This is a genomic window from Aulosira sp. FACHB-615, from assembly GCF_014698045.1.
Lineage (GTDB): Bacteria > Cyanobacteriota > Cyanobacteriia > Cyanobacteriales > Nostocaceae > Nostoc_B.
Window position 1 is genome coordinate 427,221 of record NZ_JACJSE010000002.1, and the last position, 19,099, is coordinate 446,319.

Genomic DNA, 19,099 nt, shown 5'->3' on the forward strand with positions numbered 1-19,099 from the left:
TATGAATTTTATTTCTCAATGTAAACATAACCTATTACTGCTGTCTTTACTGGTAATTAGTCATAGCCTAACAGCTTGTAGTAGTCAAAAAGAAAAGCAAAAACAAGTCAGTATTGATGGTGCAGCTGTAGGATTTCCGATTTCTTTAGCAGTAGCAGAAGAATATCATAATGTGAAAGCTGATGCTGTTGTGAGTGTTGCATCAAGTGGTACTGGGGGCGGAATCAGTAAATTTTGTGCAGGAGAAATTGATATTGTTGGTGCTTCACGTACCATTAGAGATGAAGAAATCACTAAATGTAAAAGTAAAAATATTGAATTTTTGGAAATACCCATCGCTTTAGATGGTATAGCCGTAATTGTGAATCGGCAAAATGATTTTGTGCAATGTTTGACTGTTGATGAATTAAAAACAATTTGGAGTGCTAAGGCAGACAGCAAAATTTTAACTTGGAATCAAGTTAATCCGAAGTTCCCTAATGAAAAGATGAAACTTTATGCGCCTGCATCGGATACAGGTACATTTGATTATTTTACCCAGGCGGTGACAGGTAAAGCTAAAAATGGTCGCACAGATTATACTCCCAGCCATAATCAAAATACTTTAGTGCAAGGGGTAGCAGGAGATAAATATTCTTTAGGTTATGTGGGTATTTCTTACTACATTCAAAATCAAGACAAGCTGAATTTAGTAGCTGTAGAAAACCCTAATGGCAAGTGTGAAAAGCCTGTACCAGTGGATAATGTCGTGAAAAATATTTACACACCATTATCCCGTCCTTTGTTTATCTATGTGAGTAAAAAGTCGTTAGATACAAAGCCAGCAGTACGAGAATTTGTTGATTTTTATTTAGAAAACTCCTGGAAATGGGTAGATAGCGCAGGTTATGTGGCTTTACCTGATGAAGCCTACGTGAAAGTTAAACAGAAATTTCTCAAGGGGGAAACCGGCACAAAATTCAAAAAAGCTAAACCAGGTCAGCCAATTACTAACTTTATTTAATTTATTGATTTATGAGTGCCATCAATCATCAAAATGGTTTTCAGGAAGATTCTCGGCGATCGCTAGAAAAAAATCCATCCGAAGATATTACCGAAAAGATTATCGCCACAATTTTATTTTGCTGTGGTTTAGTCTCGGTTTTAACAACCTTTGGTATTGTCGTTATTATCTTTCAGGTAACATTTGAGTTCTTCCAAGAAGTCCCCCTAGCTGACTTTTTTCTCGATACTAAATGGACACCTTTATTTGCGGAAAGACATTTTGGCATTTGGCCGTTAATTGCGGGGACTTTCTTAACTACTCTCACTGCGATGGCAGTAGCGATTCCTTTGGGTTTATCTTCCGCAATTTATTTAAGTGAATATGCCCAACCTAAAGTCGCTGCCATTTTGCGTCCAGCAGTGGAACTTTTAGCAGGGATACCAACAGTTGTATATGGATATTTTGCCCTGTTATTTGTGACCCCATTCCTGAGAAATTTTCTGCCTCTAGAAATCTTTAATGCTATGAGTGCAGGGTTAATGATGGGTGTGATGATTACCCCGACAGTTGGTTCTATTAGTTTAGATGCGATTCAAGCCGTGCCGAATTCTTTAAGAGAAGGCGCTTATGCGTTGGGCATTACTAAATTAGAGTCGATTTTTAAAGTGTTATTACCCGCAGCACTTTCAGGAATTACGGCTTCGATTATTTTAGGTATTTCTCGCGCTGTTGGTGAAACAATGACCGTGGTAATTGCTGCTGGACAACAGCCAAAACTGACTGTGAATTTGATGGAGTCAGTCGAGACGATGACAGCTTATATGGCACAGATTTCTGGTGGAGATAGCCCCAGAGGAAGTCTCAATTTTAAAACTTTATATGCTGTCGGGGCTGTGTTATTTCTGCTAACTTTGGCATTAAATATTGTTAGCTACTGGATTTCCCATAGATTTAAAGAAAAATACGATTAATCAATATGGCTACAAGTTATCAAGGTAATGATTTTTTCGATTCTAGTGCAGAATTTACCGATAATATTGAAAAAAGAGAGTCACTCGGTAAGGTATTTGAAATCATTTTTTTATTGGGGTTGTTGATTGGATTATTTATCTTGGCATTACTGGTTTTTGATATTTGCCAAGATGGATTAGTCAGATTTGTCACCCCAGGTTTTTTAACAGAAACTCCATCGCGGTTCCCGGATGAGGGAGGTATTCGTCCCGCAATTGTTGGGAGTATTCTGTTGGCAATTATTGTGATGTTAGTTGCAGTGCCAATTGGTATAGGAGCCGCTTTATATTTAGAAGAATACGCTCCTAAAGCTTGGTGGACTGCCATCATCGAAATTAATATTAGTAATCTTGCTGGTGTACCTTCAATTGTGTATGGGTTGCTGGGTTTAGGAGTATTTAATTATTTGTTAGGTTTTGGCCCGGCTTTAATTTCTGGAGCTTTAACTTTATCTTTGTTATCCTTACCAGTAATTATCGTGACATCTAGAGAAGCGATTCGTGCAGTACCGGATTCTTTAAGACACGCTTCCTATGGTTTGGGTGTGACTAAATGGCAAACTATTTACCATCACGTTATCCCCTATGCGATTCCTGGGATATTAACAGGGGTGATTATTTCTGTATCTCGTGCTGTGGGTGATGCAGCTTGTTTAATAGTAGTTGGGGCTGTGAGTTTTTTGACTTTTGATCCTGGGTTATTCCAGAGATTTATGGCTTTACCAATTCAAATTTTTAGTTATCTCAGTCGTCCAGAACCAGGTTTTGCTAATTCATCAGCCGCAACAATTATTGTGATGTTGTTGTTGATTTTAGTATTGAACGGGATAGCGATTTATGTTCGCCAACGCTTTTCAATCACTCGATAGGTATTGCTTTAGGTAACGGCGAATTTTTGCAGATATCAAATAGAAATCTTCAATTTAGGTGTAACGGTCATGACTCACAATGATAATAGAAGTAGGCAAAGTAATAATACACTGATTCAAGAAAGAAATGTGTTTGATATTGAGGGTCTGAGAGTTTACTATAGTGGTTTTTTGGCTTTGCTGGATGTTTATCTACAAATTCCCGAAAAGCAAATTGTAGCTTTTATTGGCCCTAGTGGTTGTGGTAAAAGTACTCTGTTGCGATGCTTTAATCGGATGAATGATTTGATTCCCGGTGCGAAAGTTGAAGGCAGATTAAATTACCGCGATCGCAACATTTACGATCCTAAAATTAACTCAGTCAAATTACGCCGCCAAGTCGGGATGGTGTTTCAAAGACCAAATCCTTTCCCAAAATCCATATATGAAAATATTGCTTTTGGCCCCCGTTCTAATGGTTATAAAGGTAATTTAGATGAATTAGTCGAAGATTCCCTCAGACGCGCAGCAATTTGGGATGAAGTCAAAGACAAACTCAAAGCTAAAGGTACAGCATTATCTGGTGGACAACAACAAAGACTTTGTATTGCACGGGCGATCGCGATGAAGCCAGATGTATTATTAATGGATGAACCTTGTTCCGCCCTTGACCCCATTTCCACCCGCCAAGTAGAAGAACTCTGCTTAGAACTCAAGCAACAATACACCATTATTATGGTGACTCACAACATGCAGCAAGCTTCGAGAGTTGCAGATTGGACAGCATTTTTTAATACCGAAATTGATGAACATGGCAAACGCCGTGGTAAATTAGTCGAATTTAGCCCGACAGTTCAACTGTTCTCTTCTCCTCATACTAGAGAAGCAGAGGAATATATTAGTGGTCGTTTTGGTTAGATGAAAGAGGCTAGTACAACAAGGCAAAAGTAAAAGGTCAAAAGGAAAAAGAAAGAATAGTGATAACATCAGCCTTTTAGCAATTTCTTATGGTCACTGAGCGCCGTCGAAGTGTGGTCGGTTTATTTACGCCGAACTGTACTAGCCCCTAGATTCATAAACAGCGTTTAATTGTTGCTAACACAGATTCAGAAAGTGCCGAAAAATCATAACCACCTTCTAAACCAAACAGAATCTTTCGAGTTATACCCAAACAGTACTCTGTAAATAAACCATAATCTTCTGGAAGTAAGTTCATACTTGCCAAATGATCGGCGGCATTAGCATCGTAACCGGCGCTGACAATTAATAAATCAGGTTGAAAGTTTTGTAAGAATGGAATTATCTTACTTTCTAACAGTGGGCGATAAGCGTTGATATCACTACCTGGGGGCAGTGGCACATTTAAAACGTTATTATGATAGCCACGTTCGGAAGCTCTACCAGTGCCAGGATAGCAAGGATACTGATGAAGAGAACAGTAGGCAATTTGGGGGTGAGTTTCCACGATCGCCTGAGTTCCGTTACCATGATGTACATCCCAATCGAGAATCGCCACACGCTTAACATCTGGTTGTTCTAGTGCATAAAAAGCTGCGATCGCAGCATTAGAAAATAAACAAAAACCCATCCCAGAATCACTTTCAGCATGGTGTCCCGGTGGACGCGCCAGCACAAAAGCCGGATTTTCTGTAGCTAAGACAACATCAACACCATCTAACCAAGCACTCACCGCCAACAATGCCACATCATAGCTATTAGCTGAAACGGGTGTATCACCATCAAGATAGCCACCGCCACTAGCCGCAATTTCGCCCAGTTTTTTGACGTAGGCGGGGCTGTGGGCTTGTAATAATAAAGACATCAACGATGGGTTGTCAGCAACGGGAGTCGGTTCGCGCCAAGCAATCTTTTCTGCAAATGCCGCTTCTTTTAACGCTGTGACAATGGCTGTTAGACGTTCTGGTTTTTCTGGATGATAATTTCCCGTTTTGTGATTCAAAAACTCATCCGAATAGATGACTGGTAGCATAGGTGGCAATCATCAAAGTTACTGAATGCCATTGTATAGCAGAAGGCAGGGGGCAGTGGTTCGGCTTCGCGGTAATCGAGCGAAGCGATGCACTGAGCTTGTCGTTCGCGTAGCGTCTCCGGTAGGAGAAGTGTCGAGATTCACCAACCAGGCAGGAGGCAGGAGTTATCAACTCTTAAACCCACTATCTTGAGACTGTCATTAGTCATTAGTATTGACAGATGACTAATGACCAATGACAGCCTCAACTAGGAAATGTGCCGCTTGAATGCAAACTTGTTTATTTACCCATTTCTGTAAGTAACCGTTGAATTACCACTGCATCTTCAGCATCAGGAACTTTGGATAAGTAATTTTGTAAGTCTGTGACTGCTTGCGGGTAATGTCCTAATTGATAGTAAAGCAGACCGCGATCGCGGATTTCTAACATCGCTGCCGGAAATAACAATAAAATTCGTTCCACAGCAGAGAGGGTTTTTTCCAAATCTTGCTGTTTGAGATATATGTATTTTAAGTTCGTCAGCATCCTAGCCAAAAATTGCCGATTGCTGACAGTGGCTAAAAATTCGGGTTTGAGGCTGACAGGTTGTTGAAACATTTGGGTGAGTCGTTCCTGACAATCTTCTGCAAACATTACCTCACCCCGATTAAAAGCATCCACAAAAATCTCCATATCTGGAATATCAGGACGGATGAGAAAATGTCCCGGTAATCCTATACCCACCATCGGGAACCCAATTCTGTGGGCAATTTCTAGATAAACCAGTGCGAGAGTGATGGGAATCCCGATACGGCGGTCAATCACATCATTTAAAAAGCTGTTGCGGGGGTCGTAGTAGTTGCTACTATTGCCCGTAAATCCCAAATCATCATACAAATACTGATTTAAGCTTTGAATCAACCGCAACGGATAGCGTGGAGTTGGTAAACGTTCTTGAACCTCTTGTGCCATTGTATCGAGGGCATTGAGATATTCTTCCGGGTCAAGGTTGGAATATTCTTCTTGGGCAATGTATAGTGCTGCCTTGGCCAAGTTGATATACTCGTCAGGTTGCTGAATCTCTTGGTAAAAATATTGTCTTGCTGACGAGAAATTCATAAGCAAATTCTGCTGTAAATCTAAGATGAAGCTAGGGCAAATAGGGACTGAGCGATTTTTGCACTTATCTTTATCTTAAGTGAAGAGCATGAAAGTAAAACGCCGAATGCAAAATCGCGCAACTTGATCAAACAGCATTCAGGAATCAGCCTTCAGAAATCAGAATCATAAATAAGTTAGGAGTCTACTAGATAGAAATTTTCATAGCCTGATAAAGCAATTCTGAATGATTTACAAACATCTTTCTACCTTGTCTTGTGTTCATACCTTCCAAATCAGACTGCTATCGTACTGATTTTCTATTTCTCTTGCCATTCTGAATTATTACTGAGAATGTAATCTTTTTCACTCAAAATCTTTATTATAACTAGATAAATAAATGACGAAAATTATTAAAAAATGTCGTTGATTGTGATTCTGATTTATTTTTATCAAAAATTGATTTATTGATAAAATCTGTAAAAATTTGTTTATACCAATTTAAAATTTTCCTTATATTTTATTCGTCTTATTTTTATATTTAATTATAAAAATATCTTGAAGGAATTAGGTTTATTTACAAAGTTTTATTATTGAGTTTGAACTTGTAATCGTCTCAAGTATTTACAAAATCAACTTTTGCGAGTAAATATACAGAATTAAAAATGTAATTATTGTGTAAATAACCGTATTTCTACTATCCAAAAAAATAGTTACCTACTAATCTAATTACATAGACCAGCGAGAACAGATAAAGATTAACTCGCTCAGATTCGGCAGAAATGTGTTTTCAAAGTGTGGTTACAGTAGTACGTTGATAATCAGCGATCGCGGCTAGAGAGGAATTCAGTTTACAACCATAATACTTGCTACTTTCTGGCATAATTCTTGCTGAAAATCCCTAAACTTTAGCAAAAAATATTGCCAATATCACGTTTAATTGGTAGAAAAACATGAAATCTCTCCAGGGTTTTTTCAAAACAGGTGCATTTTCTTTATTAGGTTTAGGATTAGTAACCGCACCTGCCCAAGCTGTCAATATTACTACTAGCAGTGACCCAAATATTTTAGTTAACAACATTTTAGGTTCAGGGATTACAATCTCTAATGCTACCTATCAAGGTGCATCAATAGCATCTGGAATCTTCACAGATGGTTTAACTTCAGGTATCGGCATAGATAGAGGGATTATTCTCACTACTGGTAATGCAAAATTGGCATCCGGGCCAAATACTACTGAAAGTGCATCTAGTAGCAACAAAGTACCTGGTGATACTGACTTAAGTGCTTTAATTTCTGGTGTAAAAACCTTTGATGCTAGTGTACTAGAATTTGAATTTACATCCACAACTGGCAATCTATTTTTTAATTATGTTTTCGCCTCCGAAGAATATAACGAATATGTAAATTCTCAATATAACGATGTATTTGGCTTTTTCTTAGATGGTAAAAATATTGCCTTAATTCCTGGAACTAATACACCAGTTTCTATTAATACTGTTAATGGTGGTAATCCATTTGGTAGTAATGCCACCAATCCGCAATTATTTAATAATAATGCCTTCAGTGATGGTGGAATTTATAATCTGCAATATGATGGTTTTACCAACATCTTTTCTGTACAATTCTTAGGTTTGAGTGAAGGCGTACATCGACTGAAAATAGCAATTGCAGATGTGGGAGATTATCGTTACGATTCTGCGGTGTTTATTCAAGCCGGTACTTTTTCTGCTGGTGAATTGCCAAAACCAAAACCCACACCCGTTCCGCAACCAACAACTCCAGTACCTACACCAACACCCGTAAAACAAGTACCAGAACCCACCACTATTGTAGGTATATTGGCTAGTGCTGCTTTTGGTCTGACATCCCTCCGCAAGCGGACATTAGCAGCAACAAAAGCTCTCCGCTAAATTTTATGTAAAAATACGGAAACTTCATTATTAAATTACAAAGTAAGAAGTACTCTATAAAAGTAACTTCACAGGAATAACACGTAGTAAGATAACTGCCAAGCTCAAAACTTGTAGTCAAACCAACTGTTTACCAGAATTTGCTGCTTGTTCTGTGATGCGATCGCCTATTAGGAGTAGTTTTCCCCTAAAACACAGTACCCCTAGACAAGTTACTTAACAAACCGCCCGTATTACTACTGGCCTCTTTCTTTGGAAAAACATTCTACTTAAAGTATGGCTAAATCAAATTTTTTTTCCACATTCAGTAAACTAGGACTCACATTAACTACCATCACAGCCATAGGCATGGCAACATCTCATACAGCCAACGCCGCCACCTTGTTGTCTGACAACTTTAATAGTGAAAATGGTGGTGTGGGAAGTTTAAACTACAATGCTTTTACCAACTGGAACGTTTCTGGTGGCAGCGTTGATTTAATTGGGAATGGTTCTTTTGACTTATTCCCTGGTAACGGACTGTATCTTGATACAGATGGCTCGACCAGTAATGCTGGCAGAATTACATCAAAAACAGCATTTACATTTAATCCGGGAGATTTAGTTGACATCAGTTTCGATCTTGGTGGCGCTAGTAGACGAGGCGAAACTAACTCCGTAATTGTCTCTTTGGGCAGTTTGTTCAACGAAACATTTACCTTACCAGCTAACGAAGCTTTGACTACCATTCGCCGTAGGATTAATGTCGCCACACTCACCACTGCTAATTTAGCCTTTGAAGGCGTTGGTGGAGATAATGTTGGTTTAATCCTGGATAACATTACTCTGTCACGCACGCCCACATCAATTCCTGAACCTAGTGCTTGGTTGGGTGTATTAGCATTGGGGGCTTTAGGTACAGTTTCAGTATCTAAGCGTCAACTCCAGAAACTAAAAGCTAAAGCATAAATAAATTTTCACTCAACTTTGTAGCGCCCGTGTCAGAATACATCTGACGCGGTGTTTTTTGTTTTTAGCCTCATTTCCAAAACAAAACACTGGTCTTAAGGAATTACTAACGGAGTTATGTCCCCTTCCGGTGCTACAGTGAAAGATGACATTGCTTAATCTTTTGTCATCAAAGACCTCATCTGAAATATAGCTTCAATCATTAGGCTCAGCATGGTCACCGCAGAAAAAACAAACATAGGCTACATTACCCAAATCATTGGTCCTGTTGTAGACGTTAAATTCCCTGGCGGTAAATTACCGCAAATCTACAACGCTTTGACCATCAAAGGCACTAACGAAGCTGGACAGGAAATCAACCTAACCGTCGAAGTACAGCAACTGCTGGGCGACAACCAAGTTCGAGCTGTGGCGATGAGTTCCACCGACGGTCTAGTACGCGGTTTGGAAGTTGTCGATACAGGCGCTGCCATCAGTGTACCAGTGGGTAAAGCTACCCTGGGTCGGATTTTCAACGTCCTTGGCGAACCTGTTGACAACAGAGGGCCAGTAAATGCGGAGGAAACCTTACCTATCCACCGCGATGCTCCCAAGCTAACTGAACTGGAAACCAAACCTTCCGTTTTCGAGACCGGAATTAAAGTCGTTGACTTGCTAACTCCCTATCGACGTGGCGGTAAGATTGGTCTGTTCGGCGGTGCAGGTGTCGGTAAGACCGTGATCATGATGGAGTTGATCAACAACATCGCTACCCAGCACGGTGGTGTATCCGTATTTGCTGGTGTGGGTGAGCGTACCCGCGAAGGGAACGACCTCTACAACGAAATGATTGAATCTGGGGTTATCAACAAAGACAACCTCAACGAATCAAAAATCGCGCTGGTTTACGGTCAGATGAACGAACCACCCGGAGCAAGAATGCGGGTTGGTTTGTCTGGTTTGACAATGGCTGAGTACTTCCGTGATGTCAACAAACAAGACGTATTGCTGTTTGTTGACAACATCTTCCGCTTTGTACAAGCAGGTTCAGAAGTATCTGCGCTACTAGGTCGGATGCCATCTGCGGTAGGTTATCAGCCTACACTGGGTACTGACGTAGGTGCATTACAAGAACGGATTACCTCGACAACCGAAGGTTCTATCACCTCCATTCAAGCGGTTTACGTACCTGCGGACGACTTGACCGACCCCGCACCTGCAACCACCTTCGCTCACTTGGATGGTACTACAGTACTATCTCGTGGTTTGGCTGCTAAAGGTATTTACCCTGCGGTTGATCCTCTGGGTTCTACCTCAACAATGTTACAGCCCAACATTGTAGGTGACGAACACTACAACACTGCTCGTGCTGTGCAAGCAACCTTACAACGCTACAAAGAATTACAAGACATCATCGCAATTCTCGGTTTAGATGAATTGTCTGAAGATGACCGTCTGACTGTAGCACGCGCTCGGAAGATTGAGCGTTTCTTGTCTCAGCCCTTCTTCGTAGCAGAAGTATTCACCGGTTCTCCTGGTAAATACGTAAAATTGGAAGACACCATCAAAGGCTTCCAGAAGATTCTGTCTGGTGAATTAGATGCTCTACCAGAACAAGCCTTCTACTTGGTAGGCGATATCAACGAAGCGATCGCCAAAGCTGAAAAGCTCAAAGGTTAATACTCAGTGAACAGTCATCAGTGAACAGTCATCAGACATGAAAACTGTTCACTGATAACTGATAACTGATAACTGATAACTGATAACTGAAACATGGCATTAACCGTTCGTGTAATTTCCCCAGACAAAACAATCTGGGATGCTGAAGCTGAAGAAGTAATTTTACCCAGTACAACTGGTCAGTTAGGTATCCTCAGTGGACACGCACCACTGTTAACCGCCTTGGACACAGGGGTAATGCGTGTTCGTGCCGGCAAAAATACTAACTGGCAAGCGATCGCACTTTTGGGTGGTTTCGCAGAAGTAGAAGCTGATGAAGTGACAATTCTAGTCAATGGCGCAGAACGTGGCGACACCATCGATGTAGACAGCGCACGCACAGCTTACAACGAAGCCCAAACCCGCCTAGCTCAAGTTCCAGCAGGCGATCGACAAGCTCAAATCCAAGCTAACCAAGCATACAAACGCGCCCGCGCTCGTTTTCAAGCTGCTGGCGGTTTGGTGTAAACATTGCTCATAATCTGCAATTTTGTAGAGTAGGCTATCTGCTTGCTCTACAAATTTTTTTGAGGAAGTTTTGTGATGAACATCTAACAACCAAACGCGATAACTTCGTTAAGCTACGCTAACGCACTCCCAATCAGCATTAAGGGCTATTCCTGTAAAATCTCTTGATAGCGCATATAGCGCATATATGTATTATTTCCTAGTTTATAATTGGTGTGAATAAATCATAGTCAAACCTTATGTTGCAATCGATTGAAGGAATTTATAAAAATGGCAAAGTAGAACTTGCCGAACTACCATCAGATGTGTCAGAAAGTCGGGTAATCGTAACTTTTTTAGAACCAAGAAATTATTTTCAGCATTCACAAATAATGACATTTGGGATGTTCTCAGGGGAAAATCAATCCACGGAAGACGATTTCGGTATAGCTGAATTTCATGGAGATAGAGAAGATTATTTAGACTGGTCAAAATAATCTATGAAATATGTTGTTGATACCCATGCGCTTATCTGGTTTCTAGAAGGAAACATCGCGCAGATAGCAGAGGCTTTGGAGTTAAGTGTGGATGATGTGAAAAAAGCTGCACAAAAGTCTGAGTAAAGAAGGGGATATAAGCGATCGTACTTCCCAACATCATACAGGCGATCGCAGATCAGTTTGGGGTTACACTCAAGAAGCGCGGACGACCAGCTAAGGATGAAGAGGAAAAATATGAGCCGATTTCCATTAGATTTCATCCTAAAATCATAGCTTGGGCAAAGGAAGAATCAGAAAAGCGAGGGATAGGCTATCAAACGGTTATCAATGAAGCACTATTGGAGAAAATAGGCTAAAATCTAGCGATCGCACTTTCCCAATATTACAAACGCGTAGCCGTAAGGCTTGTAGTTAGACATCGCACTTACCAAAGTGTTTTGACGTGTGGATAGTTGAGAATTTTTTGATCGCAGGTCATAAGTTCTATATTGCGGCGGTAGGCGATCGCAACAATAATACGATCAGCTAGGTCTTTGTGGAAGTCGCCGGGTAATTGGGTGCTGGTAATTGCATCAAGTGGATCGAGTGGTTCTATGGTAATTCCAGGTCGGCTTTTGGCAAGTGCAAACCATTCATTAACGGGAAGTGGGAGTGGTAGTTTCCCATTACTATACTTAACTGCGATTTCCCAAACAGAAATAGCAGAAACAATAAGGGCATTTTGATTTTCGCCTATGGTTAATAGGTTACGACCACGCTCAGAAAGCTGATCTGGGGAATGGAGCCACCACAGCCAAATGTGGGTGTCTAGCAAAATCATTGTCCCAAAGCATCCCATAATTCAGGCATGGGTTCGTCAAAATCTGGGGGAATTGTTATGGGGATTTTGCGTAGGGGATGCTGAGGACTGCGATCGCTCTTTAAATCAATTGCATCAGGGGTTGGAGATGGCTGTGATGATGGCACTGTCAGGCTTTGAGCTAAAATTTGGAGGATGCGAATCCTTTCTGCTAAGTCGAGGCTGAGGAGTTGTTGCTCTAGTTCTTGATTGCTCATAGCTTTGCCCCTAATGGTTGTGCTATTTATTTTAGCGGAACTCTCCAATCTGTCCGATGACAGATAACGCGATCGCACTCTCTTCACTACAAACAAAAAGCGATCGCATCTATGCACTTCATCCCAAAGTCCCAGTCGTTGTAGGATGGCAAAGACAATATTTTTGGTATATACTATAAATGGGCTTTGAGTGGGACGACAACAAAGCCGAATCAAATTTTTTGAAACACGGTATCAAATTCGAGGAAGCTGTAACAGTTTTTGCCGACCCGTATCTCATGTTTACGGAAGACTCTATTCATTCTCAGGGAGAAGAAAGGGAATGGGCGATTGGTGAAATGGAAGATGGCTCAATTGTTGTGGTTGTTTTTACCATGCGAGGCGATCGCATCAGGATAATTAGTGCAAGAAGAGCGACAAAAAGGGAGTGTCAAGAATATGAATCAGGAATCTGAGTTTCCTTTTGACAAAGCAAGACGAGTTACACCAGAAGAAAATCAAAAATTCAGAGATGCGATCGCAGATCAGTTTGGGGTTACACTCAGGAAGCGCGGACGACCTGCTAAGGATGAAGAGGAAAAGTATGAGCCGGTTTCCATTAGATTTCATCCTAAAATCATAGCTTGGGCAAAGAAAGAGGCAGAAAAGCGAGGGATAGGTTATCAAACGGTTATCAATGAAGCACTATTGGAGAAAATAGGCTAAAACTTAATGATTGCACTTTCTCCTCAACTTAATAAATGCGATCGCACTTCTCAAAACTACCAAAATGCGATCGCATGTGGCATTTAGCTTGCTACCTTGTTCAAAAAACTGTTGAAGCGATCGCTATCCATCAAGCCATTTTCTGATAGTATGCGGCGCACTGCAACTAAATGCAATGTTCTGACATCCGCTTGTTGCTCGTAATCAGGCAGGACTATTAGTGTACCAGATGATGGATGCTGGTAAATCTTTTGAGAGCCAAAGGTCTGCATGGTTACAAACCCCGTCTCTAAAAGCAATTTTTCTAATTCTGTGAATTTAATTTCTCTAACCATGATGACGAATCACTCCTTGTAACTGGCTGAGAACATTATTTTTAAATTTAGCAAATATTTTAATCGCCTGCTGATTTAATACGTTGTCTTTAGATAAACGCACAGTTACACTATCACCAACATTCGCTAAATCGAATCCCTCAATGCTTTCAAAATATGCTTGTATATATAACCAATAAGCTTGGCTATTTTTTGCATCATATACAATTAAAATACATGGCATTGGTTCAACCAACCATAATTCTAAATCCGAGCGGGTGATAGTAAAAGTAATGGTTTTTTGGTCTGCAAGTATAGAGAGAGAATCTGTAGCTTTTAACTGTACATATATCTGACCATTTTCAATCTCACCTCCAGTATTATAAGTAAAAATCACTAGATAGTAGCCATAATCATACTCAATACGCTCTACAGAATACCCGCATAGCAAGATATATCTTTCGACATAGTTGACACTTAAATCTGCTATTATATGTTCTCTTGGTCGCTTTTTTCTGGGCATTGAACGGGCTTTTTAGTTTAAAATTATCAAAATTATATTATGGCGTTTCTTACTCTAGTGAAATACAGAAAAGAATAATTAACCGCATATAAACGAAGATGGACGCAGATAAATTTGTACTTCAGTAGACTAGGAAAGGTAACGCACTCCCATCAACCCTAATAAAAGCGATCGCGGTGGGACTTTAGATATACTCAAACTAGAATCAACTAGCTGATAATATTTGAATGATGACAAATCGTGAAGAATTAATTCAAGAACTAGAACAAGCCCCTGATGATATAGTTCAATCGGTACTAGATTTTTTGAATCGGGTAAAAGCCACACGCAAAACTCATCCTCTAGCAAAATTTGCAGGGATTTTAAGTGATGTCGAAGCCGAAGAATTAAAACGGGTGATAATCGCAGAATGTCGGCAGGTGGATGTAAATGAGTGGTGAGATTGCCCTTGATACTTCTGTGGCTGTGCGTTTTTTGAATGGGGATGAAGTGGTTGTTTCGCGGGTACTAGCTTTACCAGAAATAGTTTTACCTACTGTTGTGGTTGGTGAGTTACTTTTTGGTGCGGAAAATTCAACTCGTCCATTACAAAATTTACCGCGTTATCTGGAATTTATTGAGGCTTGTGTAGTTGTACCATTAAGTCGAGAAACAGCCGCAGTTTATGCTCAAACTCGATTGATGTTGAAACGGAAGGGACGACCAATTCCGATGAATGATGTTTGGATTGCGGCACAGTGTTTGGAACAGGGTTGGGTTTTAGTGACAGATGATACAGATTTCGATTATGTTGATGGTTTGATGTTAGAGCGTTGGTAATTTGTAGTATGCAAAGGCTAAAACGCGATCGCACCTCCCCATAATTTCCACAAATGCGTAGCCGTAAGGCTTGTCGTCAGACATCGCACCTCTCTAACATCACAAAGGCGATCGCACTCTCGCCAATACAACCAAAAAGCGATCGCACTTCCCCAACACAACCAAAATACGATCGCACTCTCCAAAAACCAAATGAGATCGCACTTCTCAAAACTACCAAAATGCGATCGCACTTCCCTAACACCATAAATCCGTAGCGTGACTATTTATTATCAGGGCAAATATCTTTTCGCATTTCAGGACGAGTAGCAAGGTAATCATCCAACCACTTACAACCTCGCTCTAACATTTCTTCTAAATTATCAACTACAAATAAACGTATCATCCCATCATTACACGCAGCAGCAAGCATCTTGCCATCAGGACTAAAACTCATCCAGTTAATATCATTTCGAGGTCTATTGTCTTCAACAATATTTAGTCCGTATCCAATAGCCTTTAATTTGCTATTATTTTGACCTAACTTAAATTCACCAACTTGCCTTCCGTTGAGATTCCACAACTTGATTGTGCTATCAATTCCTGATGTTGCAACTATCTTGCCATTAGGACTAAATTCCACAGTTTTAACTAAACCTTGATATGGTTTGAATTCAGCAAATTTTTCTCCCGATAGTTTCCGCAACCAAACTGTACCATAGTCTTTGTCTTCTTCATTAATACTTGTGGTAGCAATTATTGTACCTGTAGTATTAGTCCTAATATTCATAATTGCTTCGTTTTTAGGTACTTTAAATTCACCTACTTTTTCTCCTGATAAGTTCCATAACTGTACTATGTCAGGAATAACAACAACAATTTGTTCACCATCCTCACTAAAATTCATCCAGTGAGATGGAAATTTGTCAATCTTAAACTCCTTAATAATCTTTCCTGATAAATCTCTTAACTGTATTGTAAAATTCATATCTTTATATCCTGGTGTCACTATTAGCTTGCTATCAGGACTAAAACTTATATGATCGCGATAAAATATATTCACATGATACTCAAATTCTTGAGATAGTGTTATTGGCTGTTTTGTCAAATCCCACAAACTCAATTTTTGACGATTTTGTTCCTTTCGTTCTACTGTTGCAATAAACTTACCATCAGGACTAAAACTTGCATAATCCACCGATTTCTTTTCGTCAAATTTCTCTCCATATAAATTCCATATCCTCATCATTCCATCTTCAGTTGTTGTAATGAAATTACCATCATGACTAAAGCTTACACTGTCAACAATTTGTGGATTAAACCTGAAGTTTACAGTTCTATCAGTAAGTAAGTCAAATTCGTTTGTTGTCTTTGTTCCTAATAAATAAAAAAACCTTACCATATCATCATTTCCGGCTGTGGCAAGTTGCTTACCATCGGGACTAAAAGTTGTACTGGTAAGAAGATTGGGACTAACTTTTAATTCACTTAGTTGTTGTCCAGATAAATTCCAGAAGCGCACCTTACCATCACCTCCTCCAGTTACAATTTGTTGACCGTCAGGGCTAAAATTCACACTAAGTATACTGTTAAGTCCTCCTTTTAATTCTGCTATTTGCTGCCCATATAAATTCCATAACCGTGCTGTGTTATCGCTACTGGCAGTTGCAACTAAATCACTATTAAAACTAAAAGTAACATCATTCACTACATTCTTATGCCCTTGAAATTCGGCAAGCTTTTGTCCAGAAAGATTCCATAAGCGTGCTGTTTTATCATTACTGGCAGTTGCAATCAATTGACCATTTGGACTAAAACTGACGCTATTAATAATATCTGTATGACCTTTAAATTCAGCTTTTTTTTCTCCTGACAAGTCCCATAAAAATGCTTCATTCTCTTTTCGAGATGCAGTAGCAAGTAGCTTGCCATCTGGACTAAAACTGACGCTACCTGCAATATCGGAATGTGCTTTAAACTCCTTAAATTTCACAAGCTTTTGCCCGGATATTTTCAGTAACACTATTGAGCCGTCACTTTGTGCTGCTGCAATTTGGTTGCTGTTAGGACTAAAACTCACACTATAAAAAATGCAACTACCAATACATGTGGATGTCTCACCTAATTTTTTACCATGAAACTCAGAAAGCTTTTTCCCTTTACTATCCCATAGAGCTACTGTATCTCCTGCTGTTACAAAATACTGACTATTAGGACTAAATGATACTTGCCGACGTGCAAAAATTACGTGATTTTTAAAATGGTTATGTTCTTTAATATTAACTAAGATGCTTCGTAAAGCTAGCATGGGATTTAGCGCCGGATACTGTTCTAAAGGGCGACCATCGCTAACTTGCTCTTGTAGTTGTCGAGCAATTTTCATAGCTCGTAGCAATGCTCCTAATGGGTCATTTTCAAATTGCTGTTGTACAAACGCACCGTTTAATTCTAAATCTGCTGCTATTTCTGTATCTCGCGCAATCTTAAACCATGTCCCTGCTATCATGGCCATGATAATTAAGCCGAATAGACCAGCTAACAATACTCGTTTTGTTATTTTCTGTGCTTTGGTTAGCCGTTTATTTGCTAACTGTTCTTCTATTAGCGTATTTTCAATATTTTGTTGTGTTTCCAGCAAACGCTGGTTGGCTTTCCTCTCTTCCCCTAAAGCTTTCTTAGCATTTCTTTGTGCTTTTAATAAACGCTGATTAGTTTTCCTCTCTTCCTGCAAAGCTTTATTTAGTTTGGTTTCTGCCTTCACAACCTTCTGATTTAATTCTGCTTCCACACTCGCAGATAAAAACCGATAATCAGCATCACTCAAACTTTTACCATCAGCCCAAACACGAGCTTTTTCTAAATTTTCAGACTGTAATAAATAAGAATTATCCTGATATTGACTTTTTACCCAAGCGTTAAAATTATCAGCATAAGGACGCAATTTATTTAACTCTGTCTCAACCCAACTTAAATTAAAAACATTCCGATAAACGAGATTATAAACCTTTAACTTTTCCTTTTGCTCCACTACCAATCCAGTCAAACGCAACCTCATTTTTTCTGGACTACCATCAACAGCAATCTCTCCTTCTTGCAAAATTTGCTCATACAAACCCAACAAACTACCAGCAAATTTATCATCAGTTACAATTCTTTTCCTTATATTTCTTAAATGCTCTGGTTCATCCAAGGATTCCCAGTTATCAATAATTTGCTTTCTGACAACTGTCCCCACCCAATCTAAAGCATTTGGCTCTGGAGTGTAACATTCTGAATATACAGATAATTCTTGTAATAATAAATTACAAAGTTTTTGCGTTAAAAAAGGTTGTCCACCAGTCCAAATTAAAATCCCTTTCATCACTGCTTGAATATTGCTAACTTTTCCCCTCAGTCCTTCAGCTAAGGGTGTAATTTCCTCTTCCTTAAAACCATTAAGTTGAACTGCTCGACCAATATTAAACGGCGTTCGTTTTTTATCATCAATCAAATCGCTGGGAGTCGCCACACCCAGCAAAGCAAAGCTCAAACGATTAAAATCTGCATTTAAAGCACGCTTTTCATAACAACTTCTAAGCAGACCAAAAAAATCATTTGAGTGACGAAATTTTAAATTTAAACTTAAAATACTATCGATTTCATCAATAAAAATAATAATTTTTCCCTTGACATTTGGCAGCACTAGTTCTTCCAAAAACGAACCAAATCGCTGCACGGGAGATAATTGCATACGTTTATCCCACCAAATAAATAATTCTTCGGGTGGAGATAAAACTTGTAGTTGATTCACCAAGATGTAAGCAATACCCGTATACCATTGTTCAAGGTTGCTTTCCTGACTACTTTCATCAATACCTATTTCGGTTAAATCAATCTTGGCACAAGCAAAACCCTCTGTTTGCAATCGTTTCATTGTCCGATTCAGTAAGCTGGTTTTACCCATTTGTCGGGAGTTAAAGACAAAACAAAACTCCCCCGCTTTCAACCACTGATAAAATTCTGTGTCGGCTTTTCTAAATACGTAACTGGGGGCATTTTCTGGTAAACCACCACCAACTTTGTACTCATAATCTCCCGTCATAATTTATCCGCAAAAATAAAAAAAATATTGAGGACTAGATCCCCTAGAACCCCGACTTCTTCAAGAAGTCGGGGTTCTGAATCCAGTGAGCTTTTATTAAACAGCCATACCACCTGAGTTAAGCCAAGAGAATATCGAGTACCGATTGACTTATCATCGACTTGTTATTTACTTTACAACAAAAAGCCTTTTCCTTTAAGCTAAA

The 19,099-nt window shown here is 39.5% G+C and carries 24 protein-coding genes; 17 read left to right on the plus strand and 7 right to left on the minus strand.

The features are described from left to right. The first annotated feature begins 1 nt into the window (after position 1). The 4 genes from H6G77_RS04120 to pstB all read left to right on the plus strand — a co-directional run bounded on the left by H6G77_RS04120 (position 2) and on the right by pstB (position 3,761). Positions 2-1,003, plus strand: a complete 1,002-nt coding sequence (locus H6G77_RS04120; protein ID WP_190870897.1) for a PstS family phosphate ABC transporter substrate-binding protein — start codon at positions 2-4, stop codon at positions 1,001-1,003. 11 nt (positions 1,004-1,014) lie between these two features. Continuing rightward, positions 1,015-1,956, plus strand: coding sequence for a phosphate ABC transporter permease subunit PstC (gene pstC, locus H6G77_RS04125; RefSeq protein WP_190591989.1), 942 nt, complete (start codon positions 1,015-1,017; stop codon positions 1,954-1,956). A gap of 5 nt (positions 1,957-1,961) precedes the next feature. Further along, on the plus strand, positions 1,962-2,864 hold the full coding sequence (gene pstA, locus H6G77_RS04130; protein WP_190591990.1) for a phosphate ABC transporter permease PstA: 903 nt from the start codon (positions 1,962-1,964) through the stop codon (positions 2,862-2,864). 69 nt (positions 2,865-2,933) lie between these two features. Beyond that, positions 2,934-3,761 carry a phosphate ABC transporter ATP-binding protein PstB gene (pstB, locus tag H6G77_RS04135; protein ID WP_190870898.1) on the plus strand — a complete coding sequence of 276 codons (828 nt, stop codon included), beginning with the start codon at positions 2,934-2,936 and terminating at the stop codon, positions 3,759-3,761. A 154-nt stretch (positions 3,762-3,915) separates the two neighbouring features. Here the strand turns inward: pstB and H6G77_RS04140 are convergent, their stop codons facing one another. Together H6G77_RS04140 and H6G77_RS04145 are read right to left on the minus strand one after the other, a co-directional pair. Next, positions 3,916-4,833, minus strand: a complete 918-nt coding sequence (locus H6G77_RS04140) for a histone deacetylase (RefSeq protein WP_190592930.1) — start codon at positions 4,831-4,833, stop codon at positions 3,916-3,918. Positions 4,834-5,113: 280 nt separating this feature from the next. Continuing rightward, the gene (locus H6G77_RS04145) at positions 5,114-5,932 is read right to left on the minus strand and encodes a SirB1 family protein (RefSeq protein ID WP_190592929.1); all 819 of its coding nucleotides are present in this window, start codon (positions 5,930-5,932) and stop codon (positions 5,114-5,116) included. A gap of 932 nt (positions 5,933-6,864) precedes the next feature. Between H6G77_RS04145 and H6G77_RS04150 the strand changes: the two genes are divergently transcribed. The 7 genes from H6G77_RS04150 (at position 6,865) to H6G77_RS35555 (ending at position 11,773) form a co-directional block, all read left to right on the plus strand. After that, positions 6,865-7,824: a choice-of-anchor L family PEP-CTERM protein gene (locus H6G77_RS04150; protein WP_190870899.1), complete on the plus strand. Its 960-nt coding sequence runs from the start codon at positions 6,865-6,867 to the stop codon at positions 7,822-7,824. 276 nt (positions 7,825-8,100) lie between these two features. Further along, a complete protein-coding gene (locus tag H6G77_RS04155) occupies positions 8,101-8,772 on the plus strand; it encodes a PEP-CTERM sorting domain-containing protein (protein ID WP_190870900.1) in 672 nt (223 codons plus the stop codon). Positions 8,773-8,985: 213 nt separating this feature from the next. Beyond that, a complete protein-coding gene (gene atpD, locus H6G77_RS04160) occupies positions 8,986-10,431 on the plus strand; it encodes a F0F1 ATP synthase subunit beta (RefSeq protein WP_190592926.1) in 1,446 nt (481 codons plus the stop codon). 93 nt (positions 10,432-10,524) lie between these two features. Next, complete coding sequence (gene atpC, locus H6G77_RS04165) at positions 10,525-10,938, plus strand: ATP synthase F1 subunit epsilon (protein ID WP_190592925.1); 414 nt, start codon at positions 10,525-10,527, stop codon at positions 10,936-10,938. A 239-nt stretch (positions 10,939-11,177) separates the two neighbouring features. Continuing rightward, the gene (locus tag H6G77_RS04170; RefSeq protein ID WP_190870901.1) at positions 11,178-11,414 is read left to right on the plus strand and encodes a hypothetical protein; all 237 of its coding nucleotides are present in this window, start codon (positions 11,178-11,180) and stop codon (positions 11,412-11,414) included. 3 nt (positions 11,415-11,417) lie between these two features. Beyond that, positions 11,418-11,540 carry a hypothetical protein gene (locus H6G77_RS36175; protein ID WP_277880547.1) on the plus strand — a complete coding sequence of 41 codons (123 nt, stop codon included), beginning with the start codon at positions 11,418-11,420 and terminating at the stop codon, positions 11,538-11,540. A gap of 44 nt (positions 11,541-11,584) precedes the next feature. After that, entirely contained in the window at positions 11,585-11,773 is a 189-nt protein-coding gene (locus H6G77_RS35555) for a BrnA antitoxin family protein (RefSeq protein WP_313954481.1), read from the plus strand. A gap of 68 nt (positions 11,774-11,841) precedes the next feature. Here the strand turns inward: H6G77_RS35555 and H6G77_RS04180 are convergent, their stop codons facing one another. Next, complete coding sequence (locus H6G77_RS04180; protein ID WP_190870902.1) at positions 11,842-12,237, minus strand: type II toxin-antitoxin system VapC family toxin; 396 nt, start codon at positions 12,235-12,237, stop codon at positions 11,842-11,844. Next, positions 12,234-12,473: a hypothetical protein gene (locus H6G77_RS04185; protein ID WP_190870903.1), complete on the minus strand. Its 240-nt coding sequence runs from the start codon at positions 12,471-12,473 to the stop codon at positions 12,234-12,236. The genes H6G77_RS04180 and H6G77_RS04185 overlap by 4 nt, the downstream gene beginning before the upstream one ends. A gap of 56 nt (positions 12,474-12,529) precedes the next feature. On the opposite strand from H6G77_RS04185, the gene H6G77_RS36180 reads away from it, so the two are divergent. From H6G77_RS36180 to H6G77_RS04195, 3 genes are read left to right on the plus strand one after another with little or no spacing between them, the layout of a single operon-like run. After that, on the plus strand, positions 12,530-12,652 hold the full coding sequence (locus H6G77_RS36180) for a hypothetical protein (protein ID WP_277880548.1): 123 nt from the start codon (positions 12,530-12,532) through the stop codon (positions 12,650-12,652). Then, a complete protein-coding gene (locus H6G77_RS04190; protein WP_190870904.1) occupies positions 12,653-12,928 on the plus strand; it encodes a BrnT family toxin in 276 nt (91 codons plus the stop codon). It abuts the gene before it with no gap. Beyond that, on the plus strand, positions 12,912-13,178 hold the full coding sequence (locus H6G77_RS04195) for a BrnA antitoxin family protein (protein ID WP_190870905.1): 267 nt from the start codon (positions 12,912-12,914) through the stop codon (positions 13,176-13,178). The genes H6G77_RS04190 and H6G77_RS04195 overlap by 17 nt, the downstream gene beginning before the upstream one ends. 83 nt (positions 13,179-13,261) lie before the next feature. Here H6G77_RS04195 and H6G77_RS04200 read toward each other — a convergent pair whose 3' ends face one another. Beyond that, positions 13,262-13,513 (minus strand): type II toxin-antitoxin system HicA family toxin, encoded by a 252-nt coding sequence (locus H6G77_RS04200; protein ID WP_190674376.1) that lies wholly within the window; start codon positions 13,511-13,513, stop codon positions 13,262-13,264. Beyond that, on the minus strand, positions 13,506-14,015 hold the full coding sequence (locus H6G77_RS04205) for a DUF4365 domain-containing protein (RefSeq protein WP_190870906.1): 510 nt from the start codon (positions 14,013-14,015) through the stop codon (positions 13,506-13,508). Before H6G77_RS04205 ends, H6G77_RS04200 begins: the two co-directional genes overlap by 8 nt. Positions 14,016-14,242: 227 nt before the next feature. Here H6G77_RS04205 and H6G77_RS04210 point away from each other — a divergent pair, with 227 nt between their 5' ends. From H6G77_RS04210 to H6G77_RS04220, 3 genes are read left to right on the plus strand one after another with little or no spacing between them, the layout of a single operon-like run. Continuing rightward, entirely contained in the window at positions 14,243-14,455 is a 213-nt protein-coding gene (locus tag H6G77_RS04210) for a DUF2281 domain-containing protein (protein WP_242049142.1), read from the plus strand. Further along, the gene (locus tag H6G77_RS04215; protein ID WP_190870907.1) at positions 14,445-14,834 is read left to right on the plus strand and encodes a type II toxin-antitoxin system VapC family toxin; all 390 of its coding nucleotides are present in this window, start codon (positions 14,445-14,447) and stop codon (positions 14,832-14,834) included. The genes H6G77_RS04210 and H6G77_RS04215 overlap by 11 nt, the downstream gene beginning before the upstream one ends. Before the next feature lie 53 nt (positions 14,835-14,887). Beyond that, positions 14,888-15,091, plus strand: coding sequence for a hypothetical protein (locus H6G77_RS04220; protein WP_190870908.1), 204 nt, complete (start codon positions 14,888-14,890; stop codon positions 15,089-15,091). A 5-nt stretch (positions 15,092-15,096) separates the two neighbouring features. Here H6G77_RS04220 and H6G77_RS04225 read toward each other — a convergent pair whose 3' ends face one another. Then, positions 15,097-18,894, minus strand: coding sequence for an AAA-like domain-containing protein (locus H6G77_RS04225; RefSeq protein ID WP_190870909.1), 3,798 nt, complete (start codon positions 18,892-18,894; stop codon positions 15,097-15,099). Positions 18,895-19,099: the final 205 nt, after the last annotated feature.